Origin of the sequence: Streptomyces sp. AA4, from assembly GCF_000158875.1 — a bacterium.
In the GTDB taxonomy this organism is placed as follows: Bacteria; Actinomycetota; Actinomycetes; order Mycobacteriales; family Pseudonocardiaceae; genus Amycolatopsis.
In genome coordinates this window covers 444,660-467,960 of record NZ_GG657746.1, presented here as the reverse complement: position 1 = coordinate 467,960, position 23,301 = coordinate 444,660, and the positions used below count along the sequence as shown (strand labels likewise).

General features: G+C 69.2%; 23 protein-coding genes. 14 read left to right on the top strand and 9 right to left on the bottom strand.

The window, feature by feature from the left end; translation table 11 throughout:
* Positions 1-159 precede the first annotated feature (159 nt).
* On the top strand, positions 160-462 hold the full coding sequence (locus tag SSMG_RS02330) for a WhiB family transcriptional regulator (RefSeq protein ID WP_037716465.1): 303 nt from the start codon (positions 160-162) through the stop codon (positions 460-462).
* Between the two features lie 3 nt (positions 463-465).
* Here the strand turns inward: SSMG_RS02330 and SSMG_RS02325 are convergent, their stop codons facing one another.
* A complete protein-coding gene (locus tag SSMG_RS02325; protein ID WP_009072415.1) occupies positions 466-1,110 on the bottom strand; it encodes a TetR/AcrR family transcriptional regulator in 645 nt (214 codons plus the stop codon).
* A 93-nt stretch (positions 1,111-1,203) separates the two neighbouring features.
* On the opposite strand from SSMG_RS02325, the gene SSMG_RS02320 reads away from it, so the two are divergent.
* Complete coding sequence (locus tag SSMG_RS02320; RefSeq protein ID WP_009072413.1) at positions 1,204-1,944, top strand: SDR family NAD(P)-dependent oxidoreductase; 741 nt, start codon at positions 1,204-1,206, stop codon at positions 1,942-1,944.
* Positions 1,945-2,162: 218 nt separating this feature from the next.
* On the opposite strand, the gene groL is transcribed toward SSMG_RS02320, so the two are convergent.
* A complete protein-coding gene (gene groL / locus SSMG_RS02315) occupies positions 2,163-3,776 on the bottom strand; it encodes a chaperonin GroEL (protein WP_009072409.1) in 1,614 nt (537 codons plus the stop codon).
* A 98-nt stretch (positions 3,777-3,874) separates the two neighbouring features.
* Positions 3,875-4,204: a co-chaperone GroES gene (gene groES / locus SSMG_RS02310; protein WP_020662728.1), complete on the bottom strand. Its 330-nt coding sequence runs from the start codon at positions 4,202-4,204 to the stop codon at positions 3,875-3,877.
* A 312-nt stretch (positions 4,205-4,516) separates the two neighbouring features.
* On the opposite strand from groES, the gene SSMG_RS02305 reads away from it, so the two are divergent.
* Entirely contained in the window at positions 4,517-6,433 is a 1,917-nt protein-coding gene (locus SSMG_RS02305; protein WP_009072406.1) for an N-acetylmuramoyl-L-alanine amidase, read from the top strand.
* A gap of 46 nt (positions 6,434-6,479) precedes the next feature.
* On the opposite strand, the gene SSMG_RS02300 is transcribed toward SSMG_RS02305, so the two are convergent.
* Together SSMG_RS02300 and xrtP are read right to left on the bottom strand one after the other, a co-directional pair.
* On the bottom strand, positions 6,480-7,865 hold the full coding sequence (locus SSMG_RS02300; RefSeq protein WP_037716460.1) for a glycosyltransferase: 1,386 nt from the start codon (positions 7,863-7,865) through the stop codon (positions 6,480-6,482).
* Positions 7,862-8,419 (bottom strand): exosortase P, encoded by a 558-nt coding sequence (gene xrtP / locus SSMG_RS02295; RefSeq protein WP_199785758.1) that lies wholly within the window; start codon positions 8,417-8,419, stop codon positions 7,862-7,864. Before xrtP ends, SSMG_RS02300 begins: the two co-directional genes overlap by 4 nt.
* A 342-nt stretch (positions 8,420-8,761) precedes the next feature.
* Between xrtP and SSMG_RS02290 the strand changes: the two genes are divergently transcribed.
* The 3 genes from SSMG_RS02290 (at position 8,762) to wecB (ending at position 10,949) form a co-directional block, all read left to right on the top strand.
* Positions 8,762-9,514, top strand: a complete 753-nt coding sequence (locus SSMG_RS02290; protein WP_199785757.1) for a choice-of-anchor P family protein — start codon at positions 8,762-8,764, stop codon at positions 9,512-9,514.
* Between the two features lie 21 nt (positions 9,515-9,535).
* Positions 9,536-9,715 (top strand): LPXTG cell wall anchor domain-containing protein, encoded by a 180-nt coding sequence (locus SSMG_RS02285; protein ID WP_009072402.1) that lies wholly within the window; start codon positions 9,536-9,538, stop codon positions 9,713-9,715.
* Positions 9,716-9,776: 61 nt separating this feature from the next.
* Positions 9,777-10,949, top strand: coding sequence for a non-hydrolyzing UDP-N-acetylglucosamine 2-epimerase (wecB, locus tag SSMG_RS02280; RefSeq protein ID WP_286156927.1), 1,173 nt, complete (start codon positions 9,777-9,779; stop codon positions 10,947-10,949).
* Here the strand turns inward: wecB and tsaD are convergent.
* The 3 genes from tsaD to tsaB are packed head-to-tail and all read right to left on the bottom strand — an operon-like array spanning position 10,930 to position 13,120.
* On the bottom strand, positions 10,930-11,976 hold the full coding sequence (tsaD, locus tag SSMG_RS02275) for a tRNA (adenosine(37)-N6)-threonylcarbamoyltransferase complex transferase subunit TsaD (protein WP_009072398.1): 1,047 nt from the start codon (positions 11,974-11,976) through the stop codon (positions 10,930-10,932). The genes wecB and tsaD overlap by 20 nt on opposite strands.
* On the bottom strand, positions 11,976-12,458 hold the full coding sequence (gene rimI, locus SSMG_RS02270; protein WP_009072396.1) for a ribosomal protein S18-alanine N-acetyltransferase: 483 nt from the start codon (positions 12,456-12,458) through the stop codon (positions 11,976-11,978). The genes tsaD and rimI overlap by 1 nt, the downstream gene beginning before the upstream one ends.
* The gene (gene tsaB, locus SSMG_RS02265; RefSeq protein ID WP_009072395.1) at positions 12,455-13,120 is read right to left on the bottom strand and encodes a tRNA (adenosine(37)-N6)-threonylcarbamoyltransferase complex dimerization subunit type 1 TsaB; all 666 of its coding nucleotides are present in this window, start codon (positions 13,118-13,120) and stop codon (positions 12,455-12,457) included. The genes rimI and tsaB overlap by 4 nt, the downstream gene beginning before the upstream one ends.
* A gap of 217 nt (positions 13,121-13,337) precedes the next feature.
* On the opposite strand from tsaB, the gene SSMG_RS02260 reads away from it, so the two are divergent.
* From SSMG_RS02260 to SSMG_RS02225, 8 genes are all read left to right on the top strand, one after another.
* Positions 13,338-13,829, top strand: a complete 492-nt coding sequence (locus tag SSMG_RS02260; protein WP_009072392.1) for a type VII secretion target — start codon at positions 13,338-13,340, stop codon at positions 13,827-13,829.
* A gap of 4 nt (positions 13,830-13,833) precedes the next feature.
* Positions 13,834-14,427 (top strand): DUF3558 domain-containing protein, encoded by a 594-nt coding sequence (locus tag SSMG_RS02255; RefSeq protein WP_009072389.1) that lies wholly within the window; start codon positions 13,834-13,836, stop codon positions 14,425-14,427.
* Positions 14,427-15,071: a DUF3558 domain-containing protein gene (locus tag SSMG_RS02250; RefSeq protein ID WP_100266690.1), complete on the top strand. Its 645-nt coding sequence runs from the start codon at positions 14,427-14,429 to the stop codon at positions 15,069-15,071. Before SSMG_RS02255 ends, SSMG_RS02250 begins: the two co-directional genes overlap by 1 nt.
* Positions 15,071-16,384 (top strand): hypothetical protein, encoded by a 1,314-nt coding sequence (locus SSMG_RS02245; RefSeq protein WP_050788106.1) that lies wholly within the window; start codon positions 15,071-15,073, stop codon positions 16,382-16,384. Before SSMG_RS02250 ends, SSMG_RS02245 begins: the two co-directional genes overlap by 1 nt.
* Before the next feature lie 2 nt (positions 16,385-16,386).
* On the top strand, positions 16,387-17,133 hold the full coding sequence (locus SSMG_RS02240; RefSeq protein WP_009072385.1) for an ESX secretion-associated protein EspG: 747 nt from the start codon (positions 16,387-16,389) through the stop codon (positions 17,131-17,133).
* Between the two features lie 109 nt (positions 17,134-17,242).
* Entirely contained in the window at positions 17,243-18,664 is a 1,422-nt protein-coding gene (locus SSMG_RS02235) for an acyl-CoA synthetase (RefSeq protein ID WP_009072382.1), read from the top strand.
* On the top strand, positions 18,661-19,977 hold the full coding sequence (locus SSMG_RS02230; RefSeq protein ID WP_009072381.1) for a carboxyl transferase domain-containing protein: 1,317 nt from the start codon (positions 18,661-18,663) through the stop codon (positions 19,975-19,977). Before SSMG_RS02235 ends, SSMG_RS02230 begins: the two co-directional genes overlap by 4 nt.
* 366 nt (positions 19,978-20,343) lie before the next feature.
* A complete protein-coding gene (locus SSMG_RS02225) occupies positions 20,344-21,753 on the top strand; it encodes an MFS transporter (protein WP_009072379.1) in 1,410 nt (469 codons plus the stop codon).
* A 66-nt stretch (positions 21,754-21,819) separates the two neighbouring features.
* Here SSMG_RS02225 and SSMG_RS02220 read toward each other — a convergent pair whose 3' ends face one another.
* Positions 21,820-22,917 (bottom strand): neutral zinc metallopeptidase, encoded by a 1,098-nt coding sequence (locus tag SSMG_RS02220; RefSeq protein ID WP_199785756.1) that lies wholly within the window; start codon positions 22,915-22,917, stop codon positions 21,820-21,822.
* Positions 22,918-23,301: the final 384 nt, after the last annotated feature.

Genomic DNA, 23,301 nt, shown 5'->3' with positions numbered 1-23,301 from the left:
CCTGCTCACACATCTGGGGGATGCCTAACGGCTGAATCGCCGCCGATCTATTGAACAACTATTGGCGCGCTTCTAACGTTACCGCCGTTGCACCGAATGGAGTATCGGCACCACAGCAGAGCAGCTAATGGCATCGACCGGATGACGGAGGCGGTCAGGATGGCAGACACGCGCAGGCTCCCCGGCCCCAACGCAGACATGTGGGACTGGCAGCTGGAGGGGTCGTGCCGGGGGATGGACAGCGGATCCTTCTTCCACCCGGACGGAGAGCGGGGACCGGCGAGGGCGCGGCGCGAGGCCAGGGCCAAGGCGATCTGCCTGTCGTGCCCGGTGCTGGAGATGTGCCGCAAGCACGCGCTCGCCGTGCACGAGCCCTACGGCATCTGGGGCGGGCTGTCCGAATCGGAACGAGACCACATCATCAAGCAGGACAAACGCGCGCTGACCATGGCGCACGTCTGACTTTCATCGCGGCGCGGAAGGGGCGGTGTCCACAGTGGACGCCGTCCCTCCGCCGTTTTCGGGCCACAGCGAGAGCGCGAGGTCGATGACGGCCATCAGCGAGTCGAGGCTGACGCCGTCGCGCGCTTGCAGGGTCAGTCCATAAAAGACAGTCGTGTACAGCGCGCTGAGCGCGTCAATGTCCACAGTGGCCGCGAGGTCGCCTTCTTCCACTCCACGACGAAGGCGCTCGCGCAGCCTGCTCCGCACTTCGTCGCGCGAAGCAGCGAGAAACTTCCACACGGACGCATTCGCTGGCGTGCAGTTGGTAGCCGCCAGAACGACCATGCACCCCTTGGGATGCCCTGGTTCCACGTACGCGCAAGCATTGTCGCGAAGCAGCGCTTCAACCGCCGCGCGCGCTGTCGGCTCTTCGGTCAGCGCGCGCATCGTGTGGCGTCCGTACACCGATTGGTAGTGCTCGATCGCTTCGCGGAACAGTGCTTCCTTGTCTCCGAAGGCCGCGTACAGGCTCGGCGGCTTGATCCCCATCGCCTCGGTCAGCTCCGCCAGCGACGCACCGTCGTAGCCGCGCTCCCAGAAGACCAACATGGCCTGCGTGAGCGCGTGCTCGCGGTCGAACGCGCGCGGGCGGCCGCGGGGTGACATGGACCACCTTCTTTAGTGAGCGATACAGAAATCTTGACCCCGCCCATCGTACGCGGCTATTTATGTAGCTATCACTACAGAAAGAGGTGGGACATGGGAACCCTGGACGGCAAGGTCGCGCTGGTCACCGGCGGAAGCCGCGGGATCGGCGCCGCGATCGCACTCCGGCTGGCCGAGGACGGCGCGGACGTCGCGATCACCTACGAACGCGCCGCGGACCGGGCGGCGGACGTGGTCGGGGCCATCGAAAAACAGGGCCGGCGAGGCCTGGCCCTGCAGGCGGACGCCGCCGACGCGGACGCCGTGACCAGCGCGGTCGACCGGACGGCCGCCGAACTGGGCGCTTTGGACGTGCTGGTGAACAACGCCGGGGTCTTCCCGGCGGCACCGGTCGAGGACCTGACCACGGAAACGATCGACCGCACCCTGGCGATCCACGTGAAGGCCCCGCTGGTGGCGGCCCGGGCCGCGGTCAAACACATGCAGCGGGGCGGCCGGATCGTGTCGATCGGCAGCGATTTGGCGGAGCGCTCGCCGTTCGTCGGATTGAGCCTGTACTCAGCGAGCAAGTCGGCCCTGGCCGGGATGACGAAGGGCCTGGCCCGCGACCTGGGACCGCGCGGCATCACGGCGATGGTGGTCCACCCAGGCTCGACGGACACCGAAATGAACCCGGCGGACGGTCCGCATTCCGGGGACCAGTTGGCGCATATCGCGTTGGGGCACTACGGAAATCCGACCGACATCGCGGCGGCAGTGGCTTATCTGGCCGGGCCGGACGGCCGGTACCTGACGGGGACGTCCATTACGGTGGACGGCGGCTTCACGGCCTGACCGGCCCCCACCCTCCACGGGGGACGCGCACCTCATCTTGGACGGCACCTGGTCGCCTGCGACCGCGTCGCCGCGACCACGATCAAAACCACAGGGAAGAACCGCGGCCCGGACCCCGTCCTCGACCGCAGCTGTCCACAGCGCCGCGGAGCGGAGGCCAACGCGCAACGGGGCGGCACTCCCCAGGGAAGTGCCGCCCCGCCGAAAAGCGAACCGCGTCAGTGCGAGTGCCCGTGGCCAGCGGCCTCCGGCTCTTCCTCGGCCGGCTTCTCGACCACGGAGCTTTCCGTGGTCAGCACCAGCCGGGCGATGGACGCCGCGTTCGCGACGGCCGAGCGGGTGACCTTGACCGGGTCGACGATGCCGCCCGCGATCAGGTCGGTCAGTTCGCCGGTGGCGGCGTTGAAGCCCTGGCCCCAGCCCTGCTCCTGGACCTTGTTCACGATGACCGCGCCCTCGTAGCCCGCGTTCGTCGCGATCCAGAAGAGCGGGGCGGTGAGCGCGTCGCGGACGATGCGCACGCCGGTCGCCTCGTCGCCGGTCAGGCCGAGGTCGCCCTCGAGTTCCTTGACCGCGTGCACCAGCGCCGAACCACCGCCGGGCAGGATGCCCTCCTCGACGGCCGCCTTCGTCGAAGCCACGGCGTCCTCGATGCGGTGCTTGCGCTCGTTCAGCTCGGTCTCGGTGGCCGCGCCGACCTTGATCACGGCCACGCCGCCGCCGAGCTTCGCGAGCCGCTCCTGCAGCTTTTCGCGGTCCCAGTCGGAGTCGGTGGTCTCGATCTCCTTGCGGATCTGCGCGGTCCGCGCGGCGATGGCGTCCTTGGTGCCCGCGCCGTCGACGATCGTCGTGTCGTCCTTGGTGACGACGACCCGGCGGGCCTTGCCCAGCGAGCCGAGGTCGACCTCGGACAGCTTGCGGCCGATCTCCGCGGAGATGACCTCGCCGCCGGTGACGACAGCCAGGTCGTCCAGGAACGCCTTGCGGCGGTCGCCGAAGAACGGGGCCTTGACCGCGACCGCGGTGATCGTCTTGCGCAGCGAGTTCACCACGAGGGTGGACAGCGCCTCGCCGTCGACGTCCTCGGCGATGATCAGCAGCGGCTTCTTCGCCTCGACGACCTTCTCCAGCACCGGGAGCAGGTCGGCCAGCGCCGAGATCTTCTCGCGGTGCAGCAGGATGTAGGCGTCCTCGAGGATCGCCTTCTGGTCCTCCGGGTTGGTCGCGAAGTGCGCCGACAGGAAGCCCTTGTCGAACTGGACGCCCTCGGTGATCACGAGGTCGGTCGCCAGCGTGGACGACTCCTCGATGGTGATCACGCCGTCCTCGCCCACGCGCTCGACGGCCTCGCCGAGCAGCGCGCCGATCGCCGCGTCGCGCGAGGTGACGGTGCCGACCTGGGCGATGTTGTCACGGCCCTTGACCGGGGTGGCCTTGGCCTTGAGGACCTCGACGACCTTCTCCGCGGCCGCCTCGATGCCCTTGCCGACCGCGGTCGGGTTGGCGCCGGCGGCGACGTTGCGCAGGCCGTGCTTGACCAGCGACTGGGCCAGCACCGTGGCGGTGGTGGTTCCGTCGCCGGCGACGTCGTTGGTCTTGGTGGCGACGCTCTTGGCGAGCTGCGCGCCGAGGTTCTCGAACGGGTCGTCGAGCTCGACCTCGCGCGCGACGGTGACGCCGTCGAGGGTGATCGTCGGGCCGCCGAACTTCTTGTCGAGGACGACGTGGCGACCGCGCGGGCCGAGGGTGACCTTGACCGCGTCGGCGAGCTTGTTCACCCCGCGCTCGAGCGCGCGACGAGCGTCCTCGTCGAAACTGATCTGCTTGGGCATAACGCTTTCCGCTTACCTTTCGGTTGTCGTGCGACGCAAAACGCCCCGCACCCCGGCATGAGCGGGGCCCGGGGCGTCCTTGCGCTGCGAGTGACGCGTCAGTTGATGACGGCCAGCACGTCGCGGGCGGAGAGGATCAGGTAGTCCTCGCCGTTGTACTTGACCTCGGTGCCGCCGTACTTGGAGTAGATGACGACGTCGCCGACAGCCACGTCCAGCGGAACGCGGTTGCCCTTGTCGTCGATGCGGCCCGGGCCCACGGCCAGAACCTTGCCCTCCTGGGGCTTCTCCTTGGCGGTGTCGGGGATGACGAGGCCGGAAGCGGTCGTCTCCTCGGCCTCGCTCGTCTGGACAACGATCTTGTCCTCGAGCGGCTTGATGTTCACGCTCACCGGGTTGACCTCCACGGTCGTCGAAAGCGTCGGCATGATGACTGGTTACGGCTCATACCACCCCCGCCGTCGCGGGTGCCGGGGCGTGTCCGGGCCGTTCGATTAGCACTCTAGCCATGTGAGTGCCAGCTTCGCAAGGAGGGTCCGCCGGACCTGGTGAATCCTGGGACGGAAGCCGCTGACCGGCCACTTTGTTCCAGGGCGCGGGCGACCCCCTCGACCAGGCGCCACGCAGCCTGGGCGCCGCCGCGTGCCCGTTCGGACCCAACCGGCGGAAAACCACTCCCGACTCCTCTCGGCACCTGGTTGGATCCGCACAGACAGGCATCTCACTCCTGGAGTCCTCCTATGCCCCGCTCCCTCCCGTGGCGCCTGGCCGCTGCCACCACCGGGCTGTTGGCCTTGGTCGCGGTCGCCGTGCCCGCCTCCGCGCAGCCCGCCAATGAAGCCCGCCAGCGCGCCTTCGCTGACGCGTCCTCCGAATTCGGCGTCCCGGTGGACGTCCTGCTGGCCGTTTCGTACCTGGAATCCCGCTGGGACACCCACTCCGGCGCGCCCAGCGCCGCCGCCGGGTACGGGCCGATGCATCTCACCGACGTCCGGACCACCGGGCTGCGCACCAGCGAATTCGACAATCCCGACGAAGACCCGCGCGGCGACGACTCTCGCCCGGCCTTGCGGCTGCGCGCCCTCGAAGCCCCGACTCCCCGGCCCGGCAGCCAGACCATCGACAAGGCCGCCCAGCTGCTGCACACCGACGCGGCGAAGCTGCATACGGACGCCGAAGCGAACATCCGCGGCGGAGCGGCACTGTTGGCCGAGTACCAGCGAGAGCTGGGCGTCAAAAGCGACAACGCGAAGGACTGGTACGGAGCCGTCGCGCGTTACAGCGGCTCCGAGGACGTCACTGGCGCGCGTACCTTCGCCGACGAGGTCTTCGCCACTATCACCAGCGGCATCGCGCGTACGACCGACGACGGCCAGGCCGTTAAGCTCGCCGCGACGCCCGGCGTCACCCCGGATCGCGCCCAGGCGGACCGTCTCGGGCTGCGCGCCGGACAGCCGCCGGCCACCGAGTGCCCGAGGTCGATGGCCTGCGAATCGGCGCCCGCGCCGTTCCAGAAGATCGGCGACAGCTACGGCAACTACGACCAGGCCGACCGGCCGCACGACCAGAAGATCGACTACATCGTCATCCACGACACCGAGGGCACCTGGGACTCGGTGCTGAAGCAGGCCCAGACCCCGGGCCAGACCGCGTGGCACTACACGGTCCGCTCCTCGGACGGCCAGGTCGCCCAGCACGTGCCGACCAAGGACGTCGGCTGGCACGCCGGGAACTGGTATCTCAACGAGAAATCCCTGGGCATCGAGCACGAGGGCTTCGCCGCGCAGGGCACCTGGTTCACCGAGGCGATGTACCGCCAGTCCGCCAAGCTCGTGCGCTACCTCGCGCACCGCTTCGGCGTTCCGCTGGACCGGGCGCACATCCTCGGCCACGACAACGTGCCCGGCCCGAACGCGGACAAGATCAAGAGCATGCACTGGGACCCGGGTCCGTACTGGGACTGGGCGCACTACTTCGACCTGCTCGGCGCCCCGCTGGAGCACGACGGCGCGCCGGATTCCGCGCTGGTCATGATCGACCCGGAGTTCTCCGCGAACCGCCCGGTGTTCACCGGCTGCGACAAGATCGGGTCCGGAAACCCTTGCCCGGAACGGAGTTCGGGGTCGGTCGTGCTGCACACCGAGCCGAGCGAATCCGCGCCGCTGCTGTCCGACGCGGGCATGCACGGACCTGACCCGTCCACAATGGACGTCTCGGACATCGGCAGCCGCGTCGCCACCGGCCAGAAGTACGCCGTCGCGGACGCCAAGGACGGCTGGACCGCGATCTGGTACCTCGGACAGAAGGGCTGGTTCCGCAATCCGGCCGACGCGCCCACCGCGTATCCGGCGGACGGATTCGTCGCGACTCCCAAGGAGGGCAAGGCGACCGTGCCGGTCTACGGGAGCGCGTACCCGGAGGCCAGCGCGTACCCGAAGGACATTCCGGTGCAGGAGCTCAAGCCGCTGCCGTATCAGCTCGGCGCGGGCCAGAAGTACTCGGTCGGCGGCCTGACCGGCTCGGAGTACTACTCGGCGTCCTTCGACGTCGCGACCAACAAGGTCGTGAAGGGCAAGGCGAAGTACGTGGAAATCCAGCTCGGCCACCGCGTGGCGTTCGTCAGCCGCGACGACGTGGATCTCGAACCGGCGTCCTGACCATCGCGCACTGAATGCCCGGGCCGCGTGCGTGCGGCCCGGGCATTCACGCGTCCAGGGCCACTTTCACGCCCGCGCTGGCCTCGGTGTTGCGCCGGGTCTTGGCCCAGCCGTTGCGCCCGCGCACCAGCCGGAACAGCGCGCGCCAGGACGTGATGTAGAAGGTGTAGATGTAGGCCGCGTACAGCAGGCCCATGCCAATGCCGCGGAAGATGTTCTTGCTGCGCAAGCATTTCATCTGGTAGATCGGGCCCCAGACGACGAACGGCAGCAGCCCGAACGAACCGTAGATCGCGAACAGGATCCAGGCGCCGTTCGTGAACCACGTCCACACCTGGCCGGGATCGCCCGCGGTGCTCACGAGAAGCAGGATGAACGGAACCGGGTACAGCAGCGACCCGAGCAGCTGCATCCACGGCTGCGCCAGGTAGTACATCATCTCCGCGGCGCCCAAAGTGGACACGTGCGGCGAGTCCCAGATCCGGCGCAGGTACCGCATGCACTGCATGGTCCCCTGGCCCCACCGCGTGCGTTGCACCAGGAACCGGCGAAGGCTGTACAGACCTTCTTGCGCCACATGGGAATCCGGCGTGAACCCGGTCCGCCAGCCCGCGGTGAGCAGGTGCACGCCGAGTTCGAAGTCCTCCAGGAGCGAACCGCGCCACGGGGCCAGCTCGTCGCCCGCGATCGAGTCCAATGCGGACAGCCGGGTGAACTGCCCGTTGCCGCCCATGGAGATCGTGCCGGTGAAGCCGCGGGACGTCTGGATCGCCGCGATCGCGGTGCGGAACTCCAAGTCCTGCAGCTGGGCGAGCTTGAGGCCGAAGGCACGGGAGAACCACGTGCGGCCGGGCGGACGGCTCCGGAAGTTGCTCATCCGGACGTCGAGCTGAACGGCGCCGACGGTTTCGTCGCCGAACAGGTGGTCCGCCGCGCACACTTCGAGACAGTTGGGCGCGGGACGGCCGTCCGCGTCGACCACCACGACCACCACCCGTTCCCGGTCCGCGTCGGGACCGAGCCAGTCGTCCAGTTCGCGGTAGGCGGCGTTGAGCGCGTCTCCCTTGCCCGTGCGCGCTTCCGGACGCTGACGGGCGACGAGGTGCAGGTTCGCGTCGTAACCGCCGTTGCGCCGCCAGACCGAGCGCACGACGCGGGCGGTGCGGTCGTCGGAGTCGTCGTCCACGACCCACAAGTGCGCGCGGCGGAAGGTGCCGCGCAGGTACTTCACCGTCTCGCGGATCACGACTTCCTCGTCGCGGCAGGGGACGAAGAAGTGCCAGGAGAAGTCGTCCGGATCGCCGACCGGAGCGGGCTTGCGGCGCAGGTACGGCACGACGATCACCACGACGTACACGAGGAACGCGACGCTCATGGTGAGCGCGAACGCCTGCGTGATCGACAGCAGGATCTTCAGGCCGGAGTCGCTCACGCCGCGGCCCGCTTCTCGGCCTTCGTCTTCCGCGTCGCCAGCCACACGAACAGCACCAGCGAGATCGCGCCGCCGATGACGCTGACCAGCGAGCCGAGCAGGGTGTGGCCCCAGTAGTAGCCCTCGTCGGTGCCGAGGCCGTTGACCAGCCCGACGATGGTGAGAATCCGTAACTGATTAACCAAAACCACCGCGATCGCGGCGATTCCCAGCGAGAAAAAGAGCCGACGGGCATTTTGTGGCCGGAACCACAGAAGTGCGGCCGTCACTAATAGCAACGGTAGAAGAAGAAAGACCGACGAGCATTCCGGAGTCATCCGCAACCCGAATGGAGTATCGCCAGACAACCCGAAGTAGACCGATTCCCGGTTTCCGGCCACGTAGACCCCCGAAGAGGTGACAACCCGGAGGATGGCCCCGGCCAGTCGCACCTCCAGCTCGCGGTACCCGCGTTCCACGAGCACCAGCGCCACCCCCGCGGCGAGCACCCCGAACACCGCGATACGCAGCGAAAACCGGGATGCGCCCGACACCGGCGCGTTGACTGCTGTCACGACGACCCTCTCGAGAAGAAACCCAGCGGAACCGGGGCGGACCCCGGCCACGGTCGTGGCCGCGACGGTTTCCGCCCTTCGCCGGGCAGCCCCGTTCCGGGGACACCCGAGCAGCTTTCGGCATATTCTTACCTAAGCTTGCTACTCCGTTCGAGTGATGCTTCACGCTACCTGGGGAAAAGCGAATCAATATCACCCGATGTGGTGATTGAGGACAAAAAACTGTGCCATTTCGCAAACCTCCGCCGATAACCGATCCGCGTGCCGACTCTTGCTCAGCGGGATTCGTCCGTGCAGCGGCTCGCCCTGAGAAAAATCGGAGGACCAGTGAAGAGACACCTCGTGCGACGAGGCGGAATGCTCGCCGTTGTCGTGGCGAGCATCGCCTTGGCCGGAGCCGCTCCGGCCAGCGCCGCTCCCGGTGACGGGTCGGCCTACGGCGTCAACGTCAACGTGACGCTGCTCGGCCAGCCCGCGGTGCATCTCGGCCCGCTCGCGGCCGCGAACACCAACGGCCCGACGGAAAACACCGCGGTCTCCGCGAACGTGCCAGGCGTGCTCACCACCGGCGTGATCAACACGTCCGCGGTGCGCGACGACAACTCCGGCGCGGTCACGTCGAAGGCGTCCGTCGCCGACGTCGGGCTGCCGCTGCTCAAGGCCGCTGTCGGCAACGTCGGCGCCAAGGCGGTCGAAGCCGTCTGCACCGCGACGCAGGAAGGCGTCAAGGGCAGCACCACGCTGGTCGGCGCGAACCTCGGCAGCCTGGGCAATGTCGACGCCACCCCGGCGGCGAACACCCAGCTGAAGGTCCAGGTCGGCCCGCTGCACGTGGCGACGCTGATCCTGAACGAGCAGATCAAGAACAGCGACGGCAGCCTCACCGTCAACGCCCTGCACCTGAAGCTGCTCGGCGGCGACGCGCTGGGCGCGCTCGGTTCGGGCGACGTGATCCTGTCCTCGGCGACCTGCGGCCCGGCCGCTCCGCCGATGCCGCTCGCCTCGGGCGCCGGCATGTGGATCGGCTTCGGCGTGGTGGCCGCGATCGCGGTGCCGGTCGGCCTTCGCTTCTCCCGGCGTCGTTCGGCTGCCTGACCCCGGTGAGGTGAGGGATCGATGTACAAGATGCCTGGCGCCGGGGTCGGCGTCGCCGGTGGCGGGGTGGGCACCCTCGCCGCCACCGGTGCCGATGTCGGCTGGTGGCTCGCGGTCGGCGTGGCGCTGGTGATCCTCGGGATCGTCGCGCTGGTCGCCGTCCGCCGCCGGAATCGGCGATTCGCCCGCCTGGACGGCTGAAGAATCCGGGCTGCCGGCGCTGACCCCGCCGGCAGCCCGGATTTCCGGGACACTCGAAAGGGTGAAAACGTTGGACGTGATGCTGCTGGCCGGGACGCGCCCGGAGGCGGTCAAGCTCGCGCCGCTCGCGCTGGCACTGGACGCCCGGCCCGGGTTGCGGCCGCTCGTCGTGCACAGCGGTCAGCACCAGGGCATGGTCGAACAGGCGCTGGCCCCCTTCGAGGTCGGGATCGACGCGTGGCTCGACGTGCCGCCGCGGGTGTCCGGCACGCAGGCGGAACTCGTGTCCGGCCTGCTGCCCGCGCTCGACGCCGCGCTGCGCCGATACCAGCCGTCGGCAGTCGTCGTGCAAGGCGACACCACGACCGGACTGGCCGGCGCGCTCGCCGCGTTCTGGCTCGGCATTCCGGTGGTCCACCTCGAAGCCGGACTGCGCACGCACGACCTGGCGTCGCCGTTCCCCGAGGAGGGAACGCGGCAGATGATCTCGCGCATCGCCGCGCTCCACCTGGTTCCGACGGCGGCCGCGGGCGCGGCGTTGTTGGCCGAAGGCGTGCCTGCGGAACGGATCACGCGTACTGGCAACACCGTTGTGGACGCCGTGCTAGCGGTTGCCGCGCGCGACTTGCCCGCCCGCGATCCGGCGCTTGCCTTGCTGGAGATGGGAATCGCCGAAGCTGGCGAACAGCTGGTGCTGGTGACGTCGCATCGCCGCGAGTCGTGGGGCGAGCCGTTGACGCGCACGCTGACCGCGGTGCGGCAGATCGTGGATGCCCACCCGCGGGTGCAGGTGCTTTTCCCGGCGCATCCGAATCCGGCGGTGCGGGAGCAGGTTGAGCAAGTACTGGGCGGGGTCGCGCGGGTGACCGTCACGGAGCCGCTGGAATACCCGGATCTCGTGCGCGCGCTGCGGTTGGCGTCGCTTGTGCTGACGGATTCCGGTGGCATCCAAGAAGAAGCGCCCACGTTCGGTACGCCGGTGCTGGTGCTGCGCGATACCACGGAACGCCCGGAGGCTGTCGAAGCTGGTTGCGCTTGGCTGGTCGGCACCGATCCGGACCTGATCACCGATACCGCCGCGCGGATTCTTCGGGGCGAGCTCAGTGCTGCTGCGTCAGCGAATCCGTACGGAGACGGCTCCGCGGCCGCGCTGTCCGCCGCGGCGATCGAGGCGTTGCTGGGGGTGTCCGAGAACTCCGCCGCCCTGGTGAGTCCTAAAGGGACACAACATTGACCGGAAGGCCCGGGTTCGCCGAGAAGTCCAGCGGTGCCACGGGACGGCCTGCCGCCACCACGTGTGCCCCCAACGCCGCGATCATCGCGCCGTTGTCCGTGCACAGGCGAGGTCGCGGTACGCGCAGCTCGATGCCAGCCTCCGCGCAGCGCTCCGCCGCCAGCTCGGAAAGCCGCGAATTCGCTGCCACGCCACCGGAAATCACCAATGTGCCGATGTTCTGTTCGCGCGCGGCACGGATCGCCTTCGCGGTGAGAACGTCCGCGACCGCTTCCTGAAAGGACGCCGCGACGTCGTTCACCGGCACCTCGTCGCCAGCTCGCTCGGCGTTCTCCACCCAGCGTGCCACCGCGGTTTTCAAGCCGGAGAAGGAAAAGTCGAACTTCGCGTCGCGCGGACCGGTCATCCCGCGTGGGAACGCGATCGCCTTCGGGTTGCCCTGCTTGGCCGCCTTGTCGATCGGCGGCCCGCCCGGATACGGAAGCTCCAGCACGCGCGCGACCTTGTCGTACGCCTCGCCCGCCGCGTCGTCCACAGTGGACCCGAGCTCGGTGATGCTCGACGCGATGTCGTCCACTCGCAACAGTTGCGTGTGGCCGCCGGAAACCAGCAAAGCCAACACCGGCGCCGGCAACGGGCCGTGCTGCAATGTGTCCACCGCGATGTGGCCAGCGAGGTGATTCACGCCGTACAGCGGCACATCCAACGCCGTCGCATACGCTTTCGCCGCCGAAACCCCCACCAGCAACGCGCCCGCGAGACCTGGCCCGGCCGTCACCGCGATCGCGTCCACATCGGACAGTTTCAGCCCGGCGGTCGCGAACGCGCGCTCCGCGGTCGGCACCATCGCTTCGAGATGCGCCCGGCTGGCGACCTCCGGCACGACCCCGCCGAAGCGCGCGTGCTGGTCCACACTGGACGCGACCTCGTCGGCGAGCAGTTCCACCGTGCCGTCGTCGTGCAGGCGGACAAGGCCGACTCCGGTCTCGTCGCAGGAGCTTTCGATGCCCATGATGACGCGTGCCATCAGCCGGCCACCTCGTCTCGTGCCGGGGCCTGCGCGGGGCGGGCCATGGTGAACGCGTCAGCGCCGGAGGGCTGGTAGTAGCGCTTCCGGATGCCGAGTTTCTGGAAACCGTGCGCCTCGTACAGCTTCACGGCAGGGTCGTTGTCCGTGCGCACTTCGAGGAACACGGCCGCGTGCAGCTCGTCCGCGCGTGCCAGCAACGCACGAAGCAGCGCCTTGCCGATGCCCTGCCCCTGCGCCTCCGGCACCACGCCGATCGTGTGGACGTTCGCCTCGTAGTCCCCGCGTCGCCCGACCACCGCGAGCCCCGCGTACCCGAGCAGCGTTTCCCCGTCGTCCGACCGCGCCGCCAGGTAGTAGTGCCCCTGGTCGAGTTCGGAATGGAACGCGCGCGCACTCCACGGGTCGTCGCCGGGAAAGAGGATCTTCTCGATCTCCGCGCACCTCGCGACGTCAGCGCGGCGCAACTGGTCGAGCTTCACAGTGCGGTCACCCTCTTGCGCGCAGTGGGCTCAACAGCGTCCGGACGGCGCAGGTACAGCGGCGTCAACGGCTCCGGCTCCGCGTGCTCGAGAAGCGCCGTACGCGCGACGCGCACCAACCCAGCCGGCGACGGAAACCGCGGCTCTATCGGCACCACGCCCACCGCTGCCGCGTACTGCAACGCGCCGTCGCCCGCCGCTACGCGAATGTCAGTCTCGATGTCCGCGGGCCGCTGTACGTGCGGACCGTCCGTGCGCGCACCCGAAGCGTCGTACGCAGCCCAGTAGACCTCGCGCCGCCGCGCGTCTGTGAAGACGAGAAACGGCTTCTCCGTGCGTACGACGTCCGCCGCGATCGCGTCGAGGCTGCACACCGGGTACGCCGGAATGCCGAGCGCGTGCGCGTACGCAGCCGCCGTGGCCATGCCAGCGCGCAGTCCGGTGAACGGCCCCGGCCCCACGCCGCACACGATCGCGTCGAGCTCGCGCAGCGTGACCCCAGCCGCCTCCGCGGCCGCCAGCGCGTGCGGGGCGATCAACTCGCCGTGCGCCCGAGCATCCACCGTGACGCGGTCCGCCCGGGTGACAAGCTCAGCCTCGTCGACGGCAACGATGCCCGCCGTTACCGCCGGAGTAGCCGTGTCGATCGCCAATACCAGCACGATTTCCCAGGATAGCTCGGGTCTGATGGGAGCCGAGGAGCGGGCAGGCCGGTTCCACGTGGATACGCTGCGTGACCAAGGCGGTCGTTACCACCGCCTCCCTGGCACCTGCCCGGCTTGGGGGATTTTGTCCGCACGCGGAACCTCGACCGATTAAGCTGAGTCACAGCATCGGCAGCCGCAGACAGCGCCGCCGGGAGCGAGGGGGAGCGTCATCGTGGGCAATGGGCAGCCGTCCAGCAACAGCGAGCCGACGGACGGGCGCGCTGGGTACGTCGACCCGGAAGAGCAGGCCAAACGCGACCGCCAGGACAAGCAGTTCGGCGAAGCGATGAACTCCAACGGCGTGCGCGTCTACCAGCAGCGCGCGGCCGAAGACGCCAAGGTCAACGCTGCGGCGGCCGGTGGCGGGTTCAACATGGACATCGACGCGATGAAGAGGCTGCAGCCTAAGTGGCAGGAAATCGCGGACAAGCTCAACGACATGGTGCGGGTCGGCGACCAGCTGAAGGTCGTTCCCCCACCCGCCGACGATCCGGCCAGCACGATGCAGAAGAAGGCCGCTGACGGCCACGCCGACGCTTATGTGACCAGCCTTCAGCAGCAACAGGCTTACGCACAGGGATACGCGGACAAGTTGAGAGACGCCATCGCCAAATACGAGAGCCAGGACCACGCCAACACCAACAGCCTGCGCAAGCAAGGATGAACCGGTGAAGCCCTTCGCTCTGGCCGCGGCCGGCGGCCTCGTTCTGCTCGCCGTCACTGCCTGCTCCTCGACCCCAGGCACCCCGGTTCCAGCGACAACTGTGTCGTCGTCAGCACCGACCAGCACCACGCACAACGTGCCCAAGGTGAGCAACCCGCTCGACGCCGCCAAGTACGAGCAGAACCCCTGCGCCCTGCTCACTCAAACTCAGGCGACCGAGGTCATCAACTCGGTCCGCAATCGCCAGGGCAAGGGTCTCGTCGCACCCATCTGCACCTGGTATGACGCCGACAACAACAGTGTCGGCCTCGGGCTGCTTCCCGGTCAGGGCGGCCTCGCTGGCGCCTACACCAACAGCGGCAGCGAATCCGGCTACTTCGAGGCCGCACCGGATGTCAATGGCTACCCCGCTGTCTTCGCTGGCACGACCGACGACCGGAAACGCGGCGGCTGCCAAATCGCCGTCGGAATCAAAGACGACGAGGTCTTCACCGCCTCCGTGCGGCTCCGGACGACTTCCCCCTTGTATAACGACCCGTGCTCGCTCGCGGTGAAAACAGCTACGGCCGCTCTCACCACGATCAAGGCGGGTGCCTGATGGCAAACCGCATTGTGCTGGACGTCATCAGGCCGCCCAGCACATCAGCGTCCGTGAGGCCGGTCGTGCGCACTGCCACCGGCAGCCTGCTGCTCCTCGCTGTTACGGCCTGCTCCTCGACTCCAGGGACGCCGGTTCCTGCGACGCCCGAGTCGACATCGGCGACGAGCACCGCGCGCAGCGTGCCCAAGGTGAACAACCCTCTCGACGCCACTAAATACGAGCAGAACCCCTGCGCCCTGCTCAGCCAAGCCCAGGCAACCGAAGTCATCAACGCCGTCCGCCACCGGCAAGGGCAGGGCCTCGTCGCACCTCTGTGCACCTGGTACGACGACAGGGACAACAGCGTCGGTCTCGGGTTGCTCCCCGGGCAGGGCGGTCTGGCCGGCGCCTACACCAACAGCGAAAGCGAATCCGGGTACTTCGAGGTCGCCCCAGACGTCAACGGCTACCCCGCCGTCTTCGCGGGCACCACCGACGACCGCAAGCGCGGCGGCTGCCAAATCGCGGTCGGGATCAAAGACGACGAAACCTTCACCGCCTCCGTGATGCTCGACAAATCGTTCCCCGGCTACGCCGATCCGTGCGCGCTGGCAGCAAAAACCGCCGCCGCTGCTGTCACCACTATCAAGGCAGGTGCTTGATGGCCAACCTCACCCCGCAGGAAATCGTTCGCCTGGTCAAATCGGGCAAGGGGTCCGGCGGAATGTTCCACGGTTCCGACCAGTCCGCGGCGCTTTCCGCGCAGCACGAGGACATCGCCAACGAGATGCGGCAGCTCCAGAGCGCCATGGACGCGTACTGGAAGGGCGACGCCGCCGGGCGGGCGTACGTCGGGGCCGGGCCGCTGGTCCAAGCGTCTCAGACCAGTGGCCAGCACCTCGCGCAAGCTCAGGCGCTCTACTCCGGCCAAGGCGGTTCCTTCGACGGACTCCGCGACAAAATCGCTGCCGTCGGCGATCTCGGGGACAAGCCGGCGGACGACTGGGTCAGCGACACTCCCTTGTCGTTCATGTCCAACCGGGCCAGCGAAATCGAGGAGTGGGAAAAGAAGGCGCAAGAAGTCGTCAACAGCTACCAGTCGTATCACGGGGAGTCGACGGAGAACTCCGCTCGCTGGGCAGACCCGTCCCAATACGGGCAGCTCGCTCTCCCCTCCGCGGGCGGTGACTTCACCATCACCCAGCCCGGCGGCACCGGGACCGCGCATCTGCCCACGCACTACACCCCGGGCGGTACTGGCGGCACCGCTGGCACTTACTCCGAGGGCGGCTACGTCGGCGGCAACACGGGCAACACCAGCAACACCGCCAGCACCGGCGACACCAGCGGCAGCTCCGGCCACCGCGATCACACCAACGATCGCACCGGTCCGCCGGGAACCTTGCCGCCTTCGGAGACTCATCGGTGGGATCCGGAGCGCTACACCCCGCCGCCCGGGAATCCGCCGGAGTCGGGGCGGCATGTGCCTCCGCCTGCGAACCTGCCGGACGACACTCGGACGTCCGGGTATGTTCCGCCGGATCTGACGAGCACCGGCAGCCCCAACAGCACCTCCTGGTCGGTCAACAGCAGCAATCCCAGCACCGGAAACAGCAACGGCGGCAGCAGCTTCTACCCAACGGGCCTACCGGGTACCGGCGGAGGCAGCGCGGGCAGCATCGGCGGGCCAGGCAGCGGCAACGGCGGCAACGCGGGCAGCAACGTCGGCCGGGGAGCGGGAATCGGCTCCGGACCCAACGCCGAGGTCACCGCGCGAGGCGGGGCGGCGGCGGGGGCCAACGGGCGCGCCGGAGCGCCGGGAGGCATGGGTGCGGGCGCGATGGGCCGCGGGCAGAAGGGCGAAGGCGAGGACGACCTCGTCCACGAGACCGCCGACTACCTGGTCGAGCAGGACCCCGACGCGGCGCTCATCGGGGACCTGCCCAAGGCGGTTCCGCCGGTGATCGGGCTCTGACGATGCTCGTGCTCACCCGCGAGGTGGTGCTCCCTGCCGACTGCTTGCCGCTCGCGGCGGAGCTGGCGGGGGTTTCGCTCCCGACGGCGCTCGCGCCCGACCCGTTGTGGCGTGATCCCGAGGAGGCACGCGCGTACCGCGAAGCTGCGGTGAGCGCGATGGCCGACCAAGGCGTCTGGGGCCGCGGCGGGTTGGACGAGACGTTCGCCCGGACCATGACCGTCTTGTGCCGCGGGGCCAGCGAACTGTCGGCGACCGTCGAGAGCGGGCGGGATCGGCGGTATCGGCTGGTCGTCGCGGCCTTGGGCAAGGACGCGGTGCTCGCCTGTCACATGCCCTCGACCAGCACGGTCGTGTTGCGGCCCGCTCGGCCGGACGCGCTGGCGGAGGACTTGATCCGCGAGTTGCCGCGCGTCCAGCCGGCACAGGGGCAGGCCGTGTCGGTGCCGGAGTCGGCGTTGAATCTGGCGCTCGACGGCGGCCCGGCCCGGCAGGACGTCCGGCATCTGCTCGATGTCGCCGCGTTGCCGCGCGTCGGCGGCGGCCAGATCACCGCGGGGGTGCGCGACGGGCTGGGCGGGCGGCGGATCAGCGGGCGCGACATCTGCACGTATTACGACACCGAGCACGGCCGCTACCTGTTCTCGTTCTCCGAAACCGACGGCGGCGAGCGGTACGTGAACGTCGCCCCGGCCCGTTACGAAACGATGGTCGAGCGGGTGCGCGCGCTGCTCGATAATCTCGCCTGAGCCTGGGTACCCCTGACAATCAGGAGCTGTGAATCGCGTCGCAGGTGGCGACCGCCACAAGGCGGTACGGTGCGGTTCCAGCCGCCGGTGACGCAGGAGGTCCGCGAAAGTGCCCGATCCGCTGTTTCCCGCAGTCGCCGCCGGATCCGGCAAGGAAGCGCTGCGCTTCGGCGACCGAAAACTCACCTACGCCGAACTCGGCGCGGTCGCCGGCGCACTGGCCGCTGACCTGCCCGCGGACCGCCGGGTCGCGGTGTGGGCGACGCCGACGCTGCACACCAGCGTCGCGGTGGTCGCCGCGTTGCTCGCTGGGGTTCCGGTGGTGCCGCTCAACCCCAAGATCGGCGAACGCGAACTCGGCCACATCCTCGCCGACAGCGAACCCGCGCTGGTGCTCGCCGAACCCGGCGTCGCACTGCCTGCCGCGCTCGACCTGCCGCGGCGCGACATTCCGCTGGCGGGCGACGGGACGCCGCCGGCAAGCGAGCCGGACTCCGAAGCACCGGCGTTCATCGTCTACACGTCCGGCACGACCGGCCCGCCCAAGGGCGTGGTGCTCCCCCGCCGCGCGATCGCGACCACGCTCGACGCGCTGGAGGACGCCTGGCAGTGGACCGCCGACGACGTGCTCGTCCACGGCCTGCCGCTCTTCCACGTCCACGGCCTGATCCTCGGCATCCTCGGTCCGCTGCGCCGCGGCGGGACGGTCCGCCACCTCGGCCGGTTCTCGCTCGAAGGCGTCACCGAGGAACTCGCGAACGGCGCGACGATGCTGTTCGGCGTCCCGACGATGTACCACCGGATCGCCGAGGCGGTCGCGACCGACGAAGCCCTCGCCGGCGCGCTCAAGTCCGCGCGGCTGCTGGTCTCCGGCTCGGCCGCGCTGCCGGTGCACGACCACCAGCGGATCACCGCCGCGACCGGACAGCAGGTCGTCGAGCGCTACGGCATGACCGAAACCCTGATGAACACCAGCGTCCGCGCCGATGGCGAGCGCAAGCCGGGTTCGGTCGGCGTCCCGCTCGCCGGGGTCGACCTCCGGCTGGTCGACGAGACCGGGGCCGAAATCAGCGATCCCGACGCGGTCGGCGAGATCCAGGTCCGCGGGCCGAATCTGTTCACCGAATACCTCAACCGCCCGGACGCGACCGCCGCCGCGCTCGACGGCGGCTGGTTCCGCACCGGCGACATGGCCACCCGCGACCCCGACGGCTACGTCCGGATCGTCGGCCGCAAGGCCACCGACCTGATCAAGAGCGGCGGCTACAAAATCGGCGCGGGCGAGATCGAGAACGCGCTGCTGGAACACCCGAACGTCGCCGAGGTCGCGGTGACCGGCGAACCCGACGACGACCTCGGCGAGCGGATCGTCGCCTGGGTCGTGCCGGACGGCGCGCGCCCGACGGTCGAGGAACTCGCCGACCACGTGTCGAAGCTGCTCGCCCCGCACAAGCGGCCGCGCGTCGTGCGCTACCTGGATGCCTTGCCGCGCAACGACATGGGCAAAGTCATGAAGCGAGCGCTGGGATGAGGACCACCGCGCGCGAGCTGCTGGCCGGCCTCTCCACCGGCTTCACCGACCTGTCCCTTCCGGACGCTCCCGCGGACGATCCGCTCGGCTGGCCGGGGTATCCGGAGGCCCGGGCGGCCGCCGCCGCGCGCACCGGCGAGACCGAATCGGTCGTCGTCGGGGAAGCCCGGATCGGCGACGTGCCGACGGTGCTGATCGCCTGGGAGTTCGGTTTCCTCGGCGGTTCGATCGGACAGCAGACCGGCGACCGCGTCGAGGCCGCTTTCGCCCACGCGAAAGAACGTGGCCTGCCAGTGGTTTCGCTGGTCGCGACTGGCGGCAGCCGGATGCAGCACGGCATGCGCGCGCTCTCCCAGCTCCAACGCATCGCGCGCGCCGCCGCGGAAGCGCGCGCGGCAGGGGTCCCGCAGATTTCCGTGCTGCGCGACCCGTCGACCGGCGGCGGCTGGGCGACGCTCGGTGCCGGTTCCGATGTCGTGTTGGGGCTCCCAGACGCGCAGGTGGGCTTCGCAGGCTCCCGCGTACGGCCTGCGACGTCTCCCGCAGAGGCGTACACCGTTGAAGCGAAGCTGGAGTGGGGTCAGGTCGACCGTCTCGTTGAAACAGCCGAGCTAGGCGACGTACTCGCGCGATGGCTACAGCTGTTGGCTTCGCCGTCGACAGAGCCCGCGCCCCCGCCCAACGCCCGTCGCGGTGCCACGCTGCCCGAAACCGGCTGGGACGCCGTACGTGCAGCGCGCGCTTCTTCGCGAGCGCGCGCACCCGAGTACCTCGACGCGTACTTCGACTGGCGAGAGAACGTACAAGGCGACCGTGCCGGTCACGTGGACGAAGGCGTCCAATGTGGCTTCGGCTGGCGAGACGGCCGCGCGATCGCGTACGCAGCACAGTGCGGCACCGCGACCCGGCCGGCAGGTTTCCGCACTGCAGCACGACTCGTGCAGCTGGCGTCCCGGCTAGGGATTCCAGTGCTGACCTTGGTGGACACTCCCGGCGCGGCAAACGACGCGGAAGCGGAAGAAGGCGGGATCGGACCCGCTATCGCGGAACTGTTCGAAGCGATCGCCACCGCCGCGGCGCCGGTCACCACGCTGGTGATCGGCGAAGGCGGTTCCGGCGGCGCGCTGGCTTTCGCCGCTCCGGGCGCGACCTGGATCGCCCCGGACGCCTACTTCTCGGTCACTTCCCCGGAAGCGGCGGCGGCGATCCTCAAACGCCCGATGACCGACGTGCCCGCCGTGGCCGACCAGCTGCGGTTGCGTCCGCAGGACCTGGTCGACCTCGGCCTGGCCGTCGGGATCGTCAAGCCTTAGGACAGGTCACGCCTCGACGGCGCGAACCCGCCACTTGCGCTGCGCGTAGGACGCGAGGGTGGCCGCTACAGCGACTCCCGCGGTTGCACAGCTTGCGATGGCCACGAATACTGCCGTCATTGCGGCTCCTCCTCACGGGTTGCGCACGTCACTGCCGTCGGCGAATCCGGGTGATCCGCTGGCAGACGCGAGCGAGTTGATGGGGTTTTACAGGTATCTACCTGCTACAACGCATGCTCCCCGGTCTGCGTTACCTCCGCTACCCCCGAGCGGGAGTGAGACGCATCACGTTAGGCTTTGGACCGCTCGCGGTAGGTGATGGCGGGGGCTCTGCGCAGTGAGTCCTGAAAACGCGAAGGGAGCGATGTGACAGAGGCAGCAGACGGGAGGGGGCCGTCGGGCGGCGCCACCGTCACGGACGACGCGACAATGCGCCGGGCGGTCGGCGCGGCCGCGGTCGGCAACATCACCGAGTGGTTCGATTTCGGGGTCTACGGCTACCTCTCCACCACCATCGAGGCGCAGTTCTTCCCGCCCGGCAATCCCGCGCTGGCCCAGCTCGCGACGTTCGCGACCTTCGCGGTGGCGTTCCTGGTGCGCCCGCTCGGCGGCCTGTTCTTCGGTCCGCTCGGCGACAAGATCGGCCGGACCAAGGTGCTCGCGGTGACGGTCATCCTGATGGCGACCGGCACGTTCCTCATCGGACTGATCCCGTCGTACTCCTCGATCGGCCTGGCCGCGCCGATCCTGCTGGTCTGCGCGCGGGTCCTGCAGGGCTTCTCCACCGGCGGCGAGTACGCCGGCGCGATGACGTTCATCGCCGAGTACAGCCCGGACCGCCGCCGCGGCTACTTCGGCAGCTTCCTGGAGTTCGGCACCTTCATCGGGTACGCGCTGGGCGCGACCGTCTCGTCGGTGCTCCCGCTGGTTTCCACGCCGGCCTTCATGGACACCTGGGGCTGGCGGATCCCGTTCATGGTCGCGCTTCCGCTCGGCATCGTCGGGGTCTACCTCCGGACGAAGCTCGAGGAGACCCCGGCCTTCCAGCAGCTGCTCGACGAATCCGGCAAGCGCGAGGACGCCCAGTCCCAGCACGTCGTGCGCACGATCTTCACGAAGTACTGGCCGACGATGCTGCTGGCCGGCGGCCTCGTGGTGACCTGGAACGTCACCAACTACATGCTGACCAGCTACATGCCGACCTACCTCAAGGACGACCGCACGATGTCCGCGAACGGCGGGCAGGCGATCTCGGCGACCGCGGCGGAGTGGCTGCAGATCGGCGTGCTGTGGCTGGGCGTGCTGCTGATCCCGCTGCTGGGCAGGCTCAGCGACAAGGTCGGCCGCAAGCCGATCCTGTGGGTCGGCGCGGGCGGGCTGATCGTGCTCGGCCTTCCGATGGTGCTGCTGCTCAAGAGCGGCTCGCTGATCTCGGTGCTGCTCGGCCTGGTCCTCATGGGACTGCTGCTGATCTGCTTCTCGTCGACCTGCCCGTCGACGCTGCCCGCGCTGTTCCCGACCGAGATCCGCTACGGCGGGCTGTCGATCTCGTTCAACATCTTCGTGTCCGCGTTCGCCGGGACGGTGTCGCTGGTGATGAGCGCACTGGTGCTGGCGACCGGGGATCTCAAGTGGCCCGGCTACTACCTGATGATAGCGGGCGTGGTCGGCGTGCTCACGCTGCTGAAGCTGAAGGAAACCGCGAAGAAGCCGCTGCTGGGGTCTGCTCCGGCGCTGTCCGCTTCGGAGGACGCTGCGGCCAGGGCCAGCCAGTAACCGCCTGACGATCCGTGAAGGACTCCTTGAGGGAATCTGATTCCCTCAAGGAGTCCTTCACGGCGTTCAGGCCACGTCGGAGGAGTTCGCCGCCCAGGTGTTGCACTGCTGGGTGCGGTTCTTCGTCGCGCCCTGGCGCCACCAGGCGGCGGAGTGCTCGTCGGTGCCGTGGTCGCGAGGACCGTCGCCGTGGTCTCCGCGGTCCTCGGAGTTCCAGGCCTCGTTGTAGATGTTGCGGTCGATCGACCCGCCCGCGTTCGACGACGCACCGAGGAACATGCCGGAGAAGCACTGCGCCTGCAGTTCCAGACGGCGGGACAGCTCCAGCCCGGCGGCGGAGTCGGCGCCCGCGTCGTACCGCTGTTCGCTCATCGCGTCCTCGACGCCGGACAGGTTCTGCACGTGGTGCCCGTATTCGTGGGCCAGCACCGCGAGGTAGATGCCGGGATGCGCGCCGTAGTCCTCGATCTGGAGCTTGTCCATCGGCATGTAGATGGTCTCGTTCGTCGGGCAGTAGTAGGCGGCGAAATTGTCACCGGACGAAGTGCACGGGCTTTGCATCTGGCCGGACTGCGCGACCACCAGGTTCGGGCTCTCGAACGGAAGGCCGGCGTCACCGAGCACCGGCGCCCACACCGTGTCCAGGCAGCGGATGCCGGACTGGAAGAACCGTTCCGCGCCGGCCCGGTCCGAACTCCAGCGGCTGAGCGTGCACGCCACGTTCCGCAATCCGGCGTCGGCGCTGGCGAACAGCGGGTTCCGCGCGGTCTCCTTCACCGGTCGCGGACCGCGAGGCGCCGGCGGGGCCTCGGACGCCGGTTCCGAGCCGCTGGTGGTTTCGCGGGTTTCCCTGGTTGTCGAGGCGGTCGTGGTCGAAGTGCTTCTTTCGGTGGGGTACCGAGTGGACGGCATTTCCCTGGAGATCGAGGAATACGTCGGCGGCGGGGTGCTCGCCGCGTCGACGCGCTTGTCTTTGTGCACGGCCGAACCGAGCGCTGCCAGTCCCCCGAGGACCAGCACGATCGCCCCCAGCACGGACACCAGCACGATCACCCCGGCGTGCGATTTCTTCGGCGGGCGCGCGGTGCGATAGCCGTCGAGCCGGGCGTCCGGACCGAACGCCGGCGCGGGCGCCCCAGGGGACGCGGCGAATGGTCCCGGCACCGGAGCGACCTGCGGTGGCGGCAGCGGCACGGCGGGCGGCGGCAACGGAACTACCGGGCCGGCAGCGGGAAACGGCGGCCCGGGAGGGAACTGCGGCGCCGGCGGAAGCGGCGGCCCGCCCGGAAACTGCTGTCCCGGCGGCATCCCCGGCCCCGCCGTTCCACCGCCGGGCATCCCGGCACCCGGCGGCAGCGGCCGCGGCGGCGGGAGCGGGGCAGTTCCCGGCGGAACCGGATAAGGACCGCCTTGCGGTGGCCAGGTCATCGTTCCCCCTGCGATTGCGTGATTCGCGTAATCCGGCTTTTTTCGCTGCCGGGGCGCCCAGCCTAGCCGGTGTGCTCTAGGCTCTGCTGCCGTGGCGAGGAAATGGGTTTCCGCGGCGGC

What these genes read in the sequence shown, in the direction of transcription:
- SSMG_RS02285 (WP_009072402.1), top strand. Translation starts at nt 9,536, where the DNA reads ATGTACAAGATGCCTGGCGCCGGGGTCGGCGTCGCCGGTGGCGGGGTG.
- SSMG_RS02230 (WP_009072381.1), top strand. Translation starts at nt 18,661, where the DNA reads ATGAGGACCACCGCGCGCGAGCTGCTGGCCGGCCTCTCCACCGGCTTC.
- SSMG_RS02250 (WP_100266690.1), top strand. Translation starts at nt 14,427, where the DNA reads ATGGCAAACCGCATTGTGCTGGACGTCATCAGGCCGCCCAGCACATCA.
- SSMG_RS02320 (WP_009072413.1), top strand. Translation starts at nt 1,204, where the DNA reads ATGGGAACCCTGGACGGCAAGGTCGCGCTGGTCACCGGCGGAAGCCGC.
- SSMG_RS02245 (WP_050788106.1), top strand. Translation starts at nt 15,071, where the DNA reads ATGGCCAACCTCACCCCGCAGGAAATCGTTCGCCTGGTCAAATCGGGC.
- SSMG_RS02325 (WP_009072415.1), bottom strand. Translation starts at nt 1,110, where the DNA reads ATGTCACCCCGCGGCCGCCCGCGCGCGTTCGACCGCGAGCACGCGCTC.
- tsaD (WP_009072398.1), bottom strand. Translation starts at nt 11,976, where the DNA reads ATGGCACGCGTCATCATGGGCATCGAAAGCTCCTGCGACGAGACCGGA.
- SSMG_RS02305 (WP_009072406.1), top strand. Translation starts at nt 4,517, where the DNA reads ATGCCCCGCTCCCTCCCGTGGCGCCTGGCCGCTGCCACCACCGGGCTG.
- groES (WP_020662728.1), bottom strand. Translation starts at nt 4,204, where the DNA reads ATGCCGACGCTTTCGACGACCGTGGAGGTCAACCCGGTGAGCGTGAAC.
- groL (WP_009072409.1), bottom strand. Translation starts at nt 3,776, where the DNA reads ATGCCCAAGCAGATCAGTTTCGACGAGGACGCTCGTCGCGCGCTCGAG.
- SSMG_RS02330 (WP_037716465.1), top strand. Translation starts at nt 160, where the DNA reads ATGGCAGACACGCGCAGGCTCCCCGGCCCCAACGCAGACATGTGGGAC.
- SSMG_RS02240 (WP_009072385.1), top strand. Translation starts at nt 16,387, where the DNA reads ATGCTCGTGCTCACCCGCGAGGTGGTGCTCCCTGCCGACTGCTTGCCG.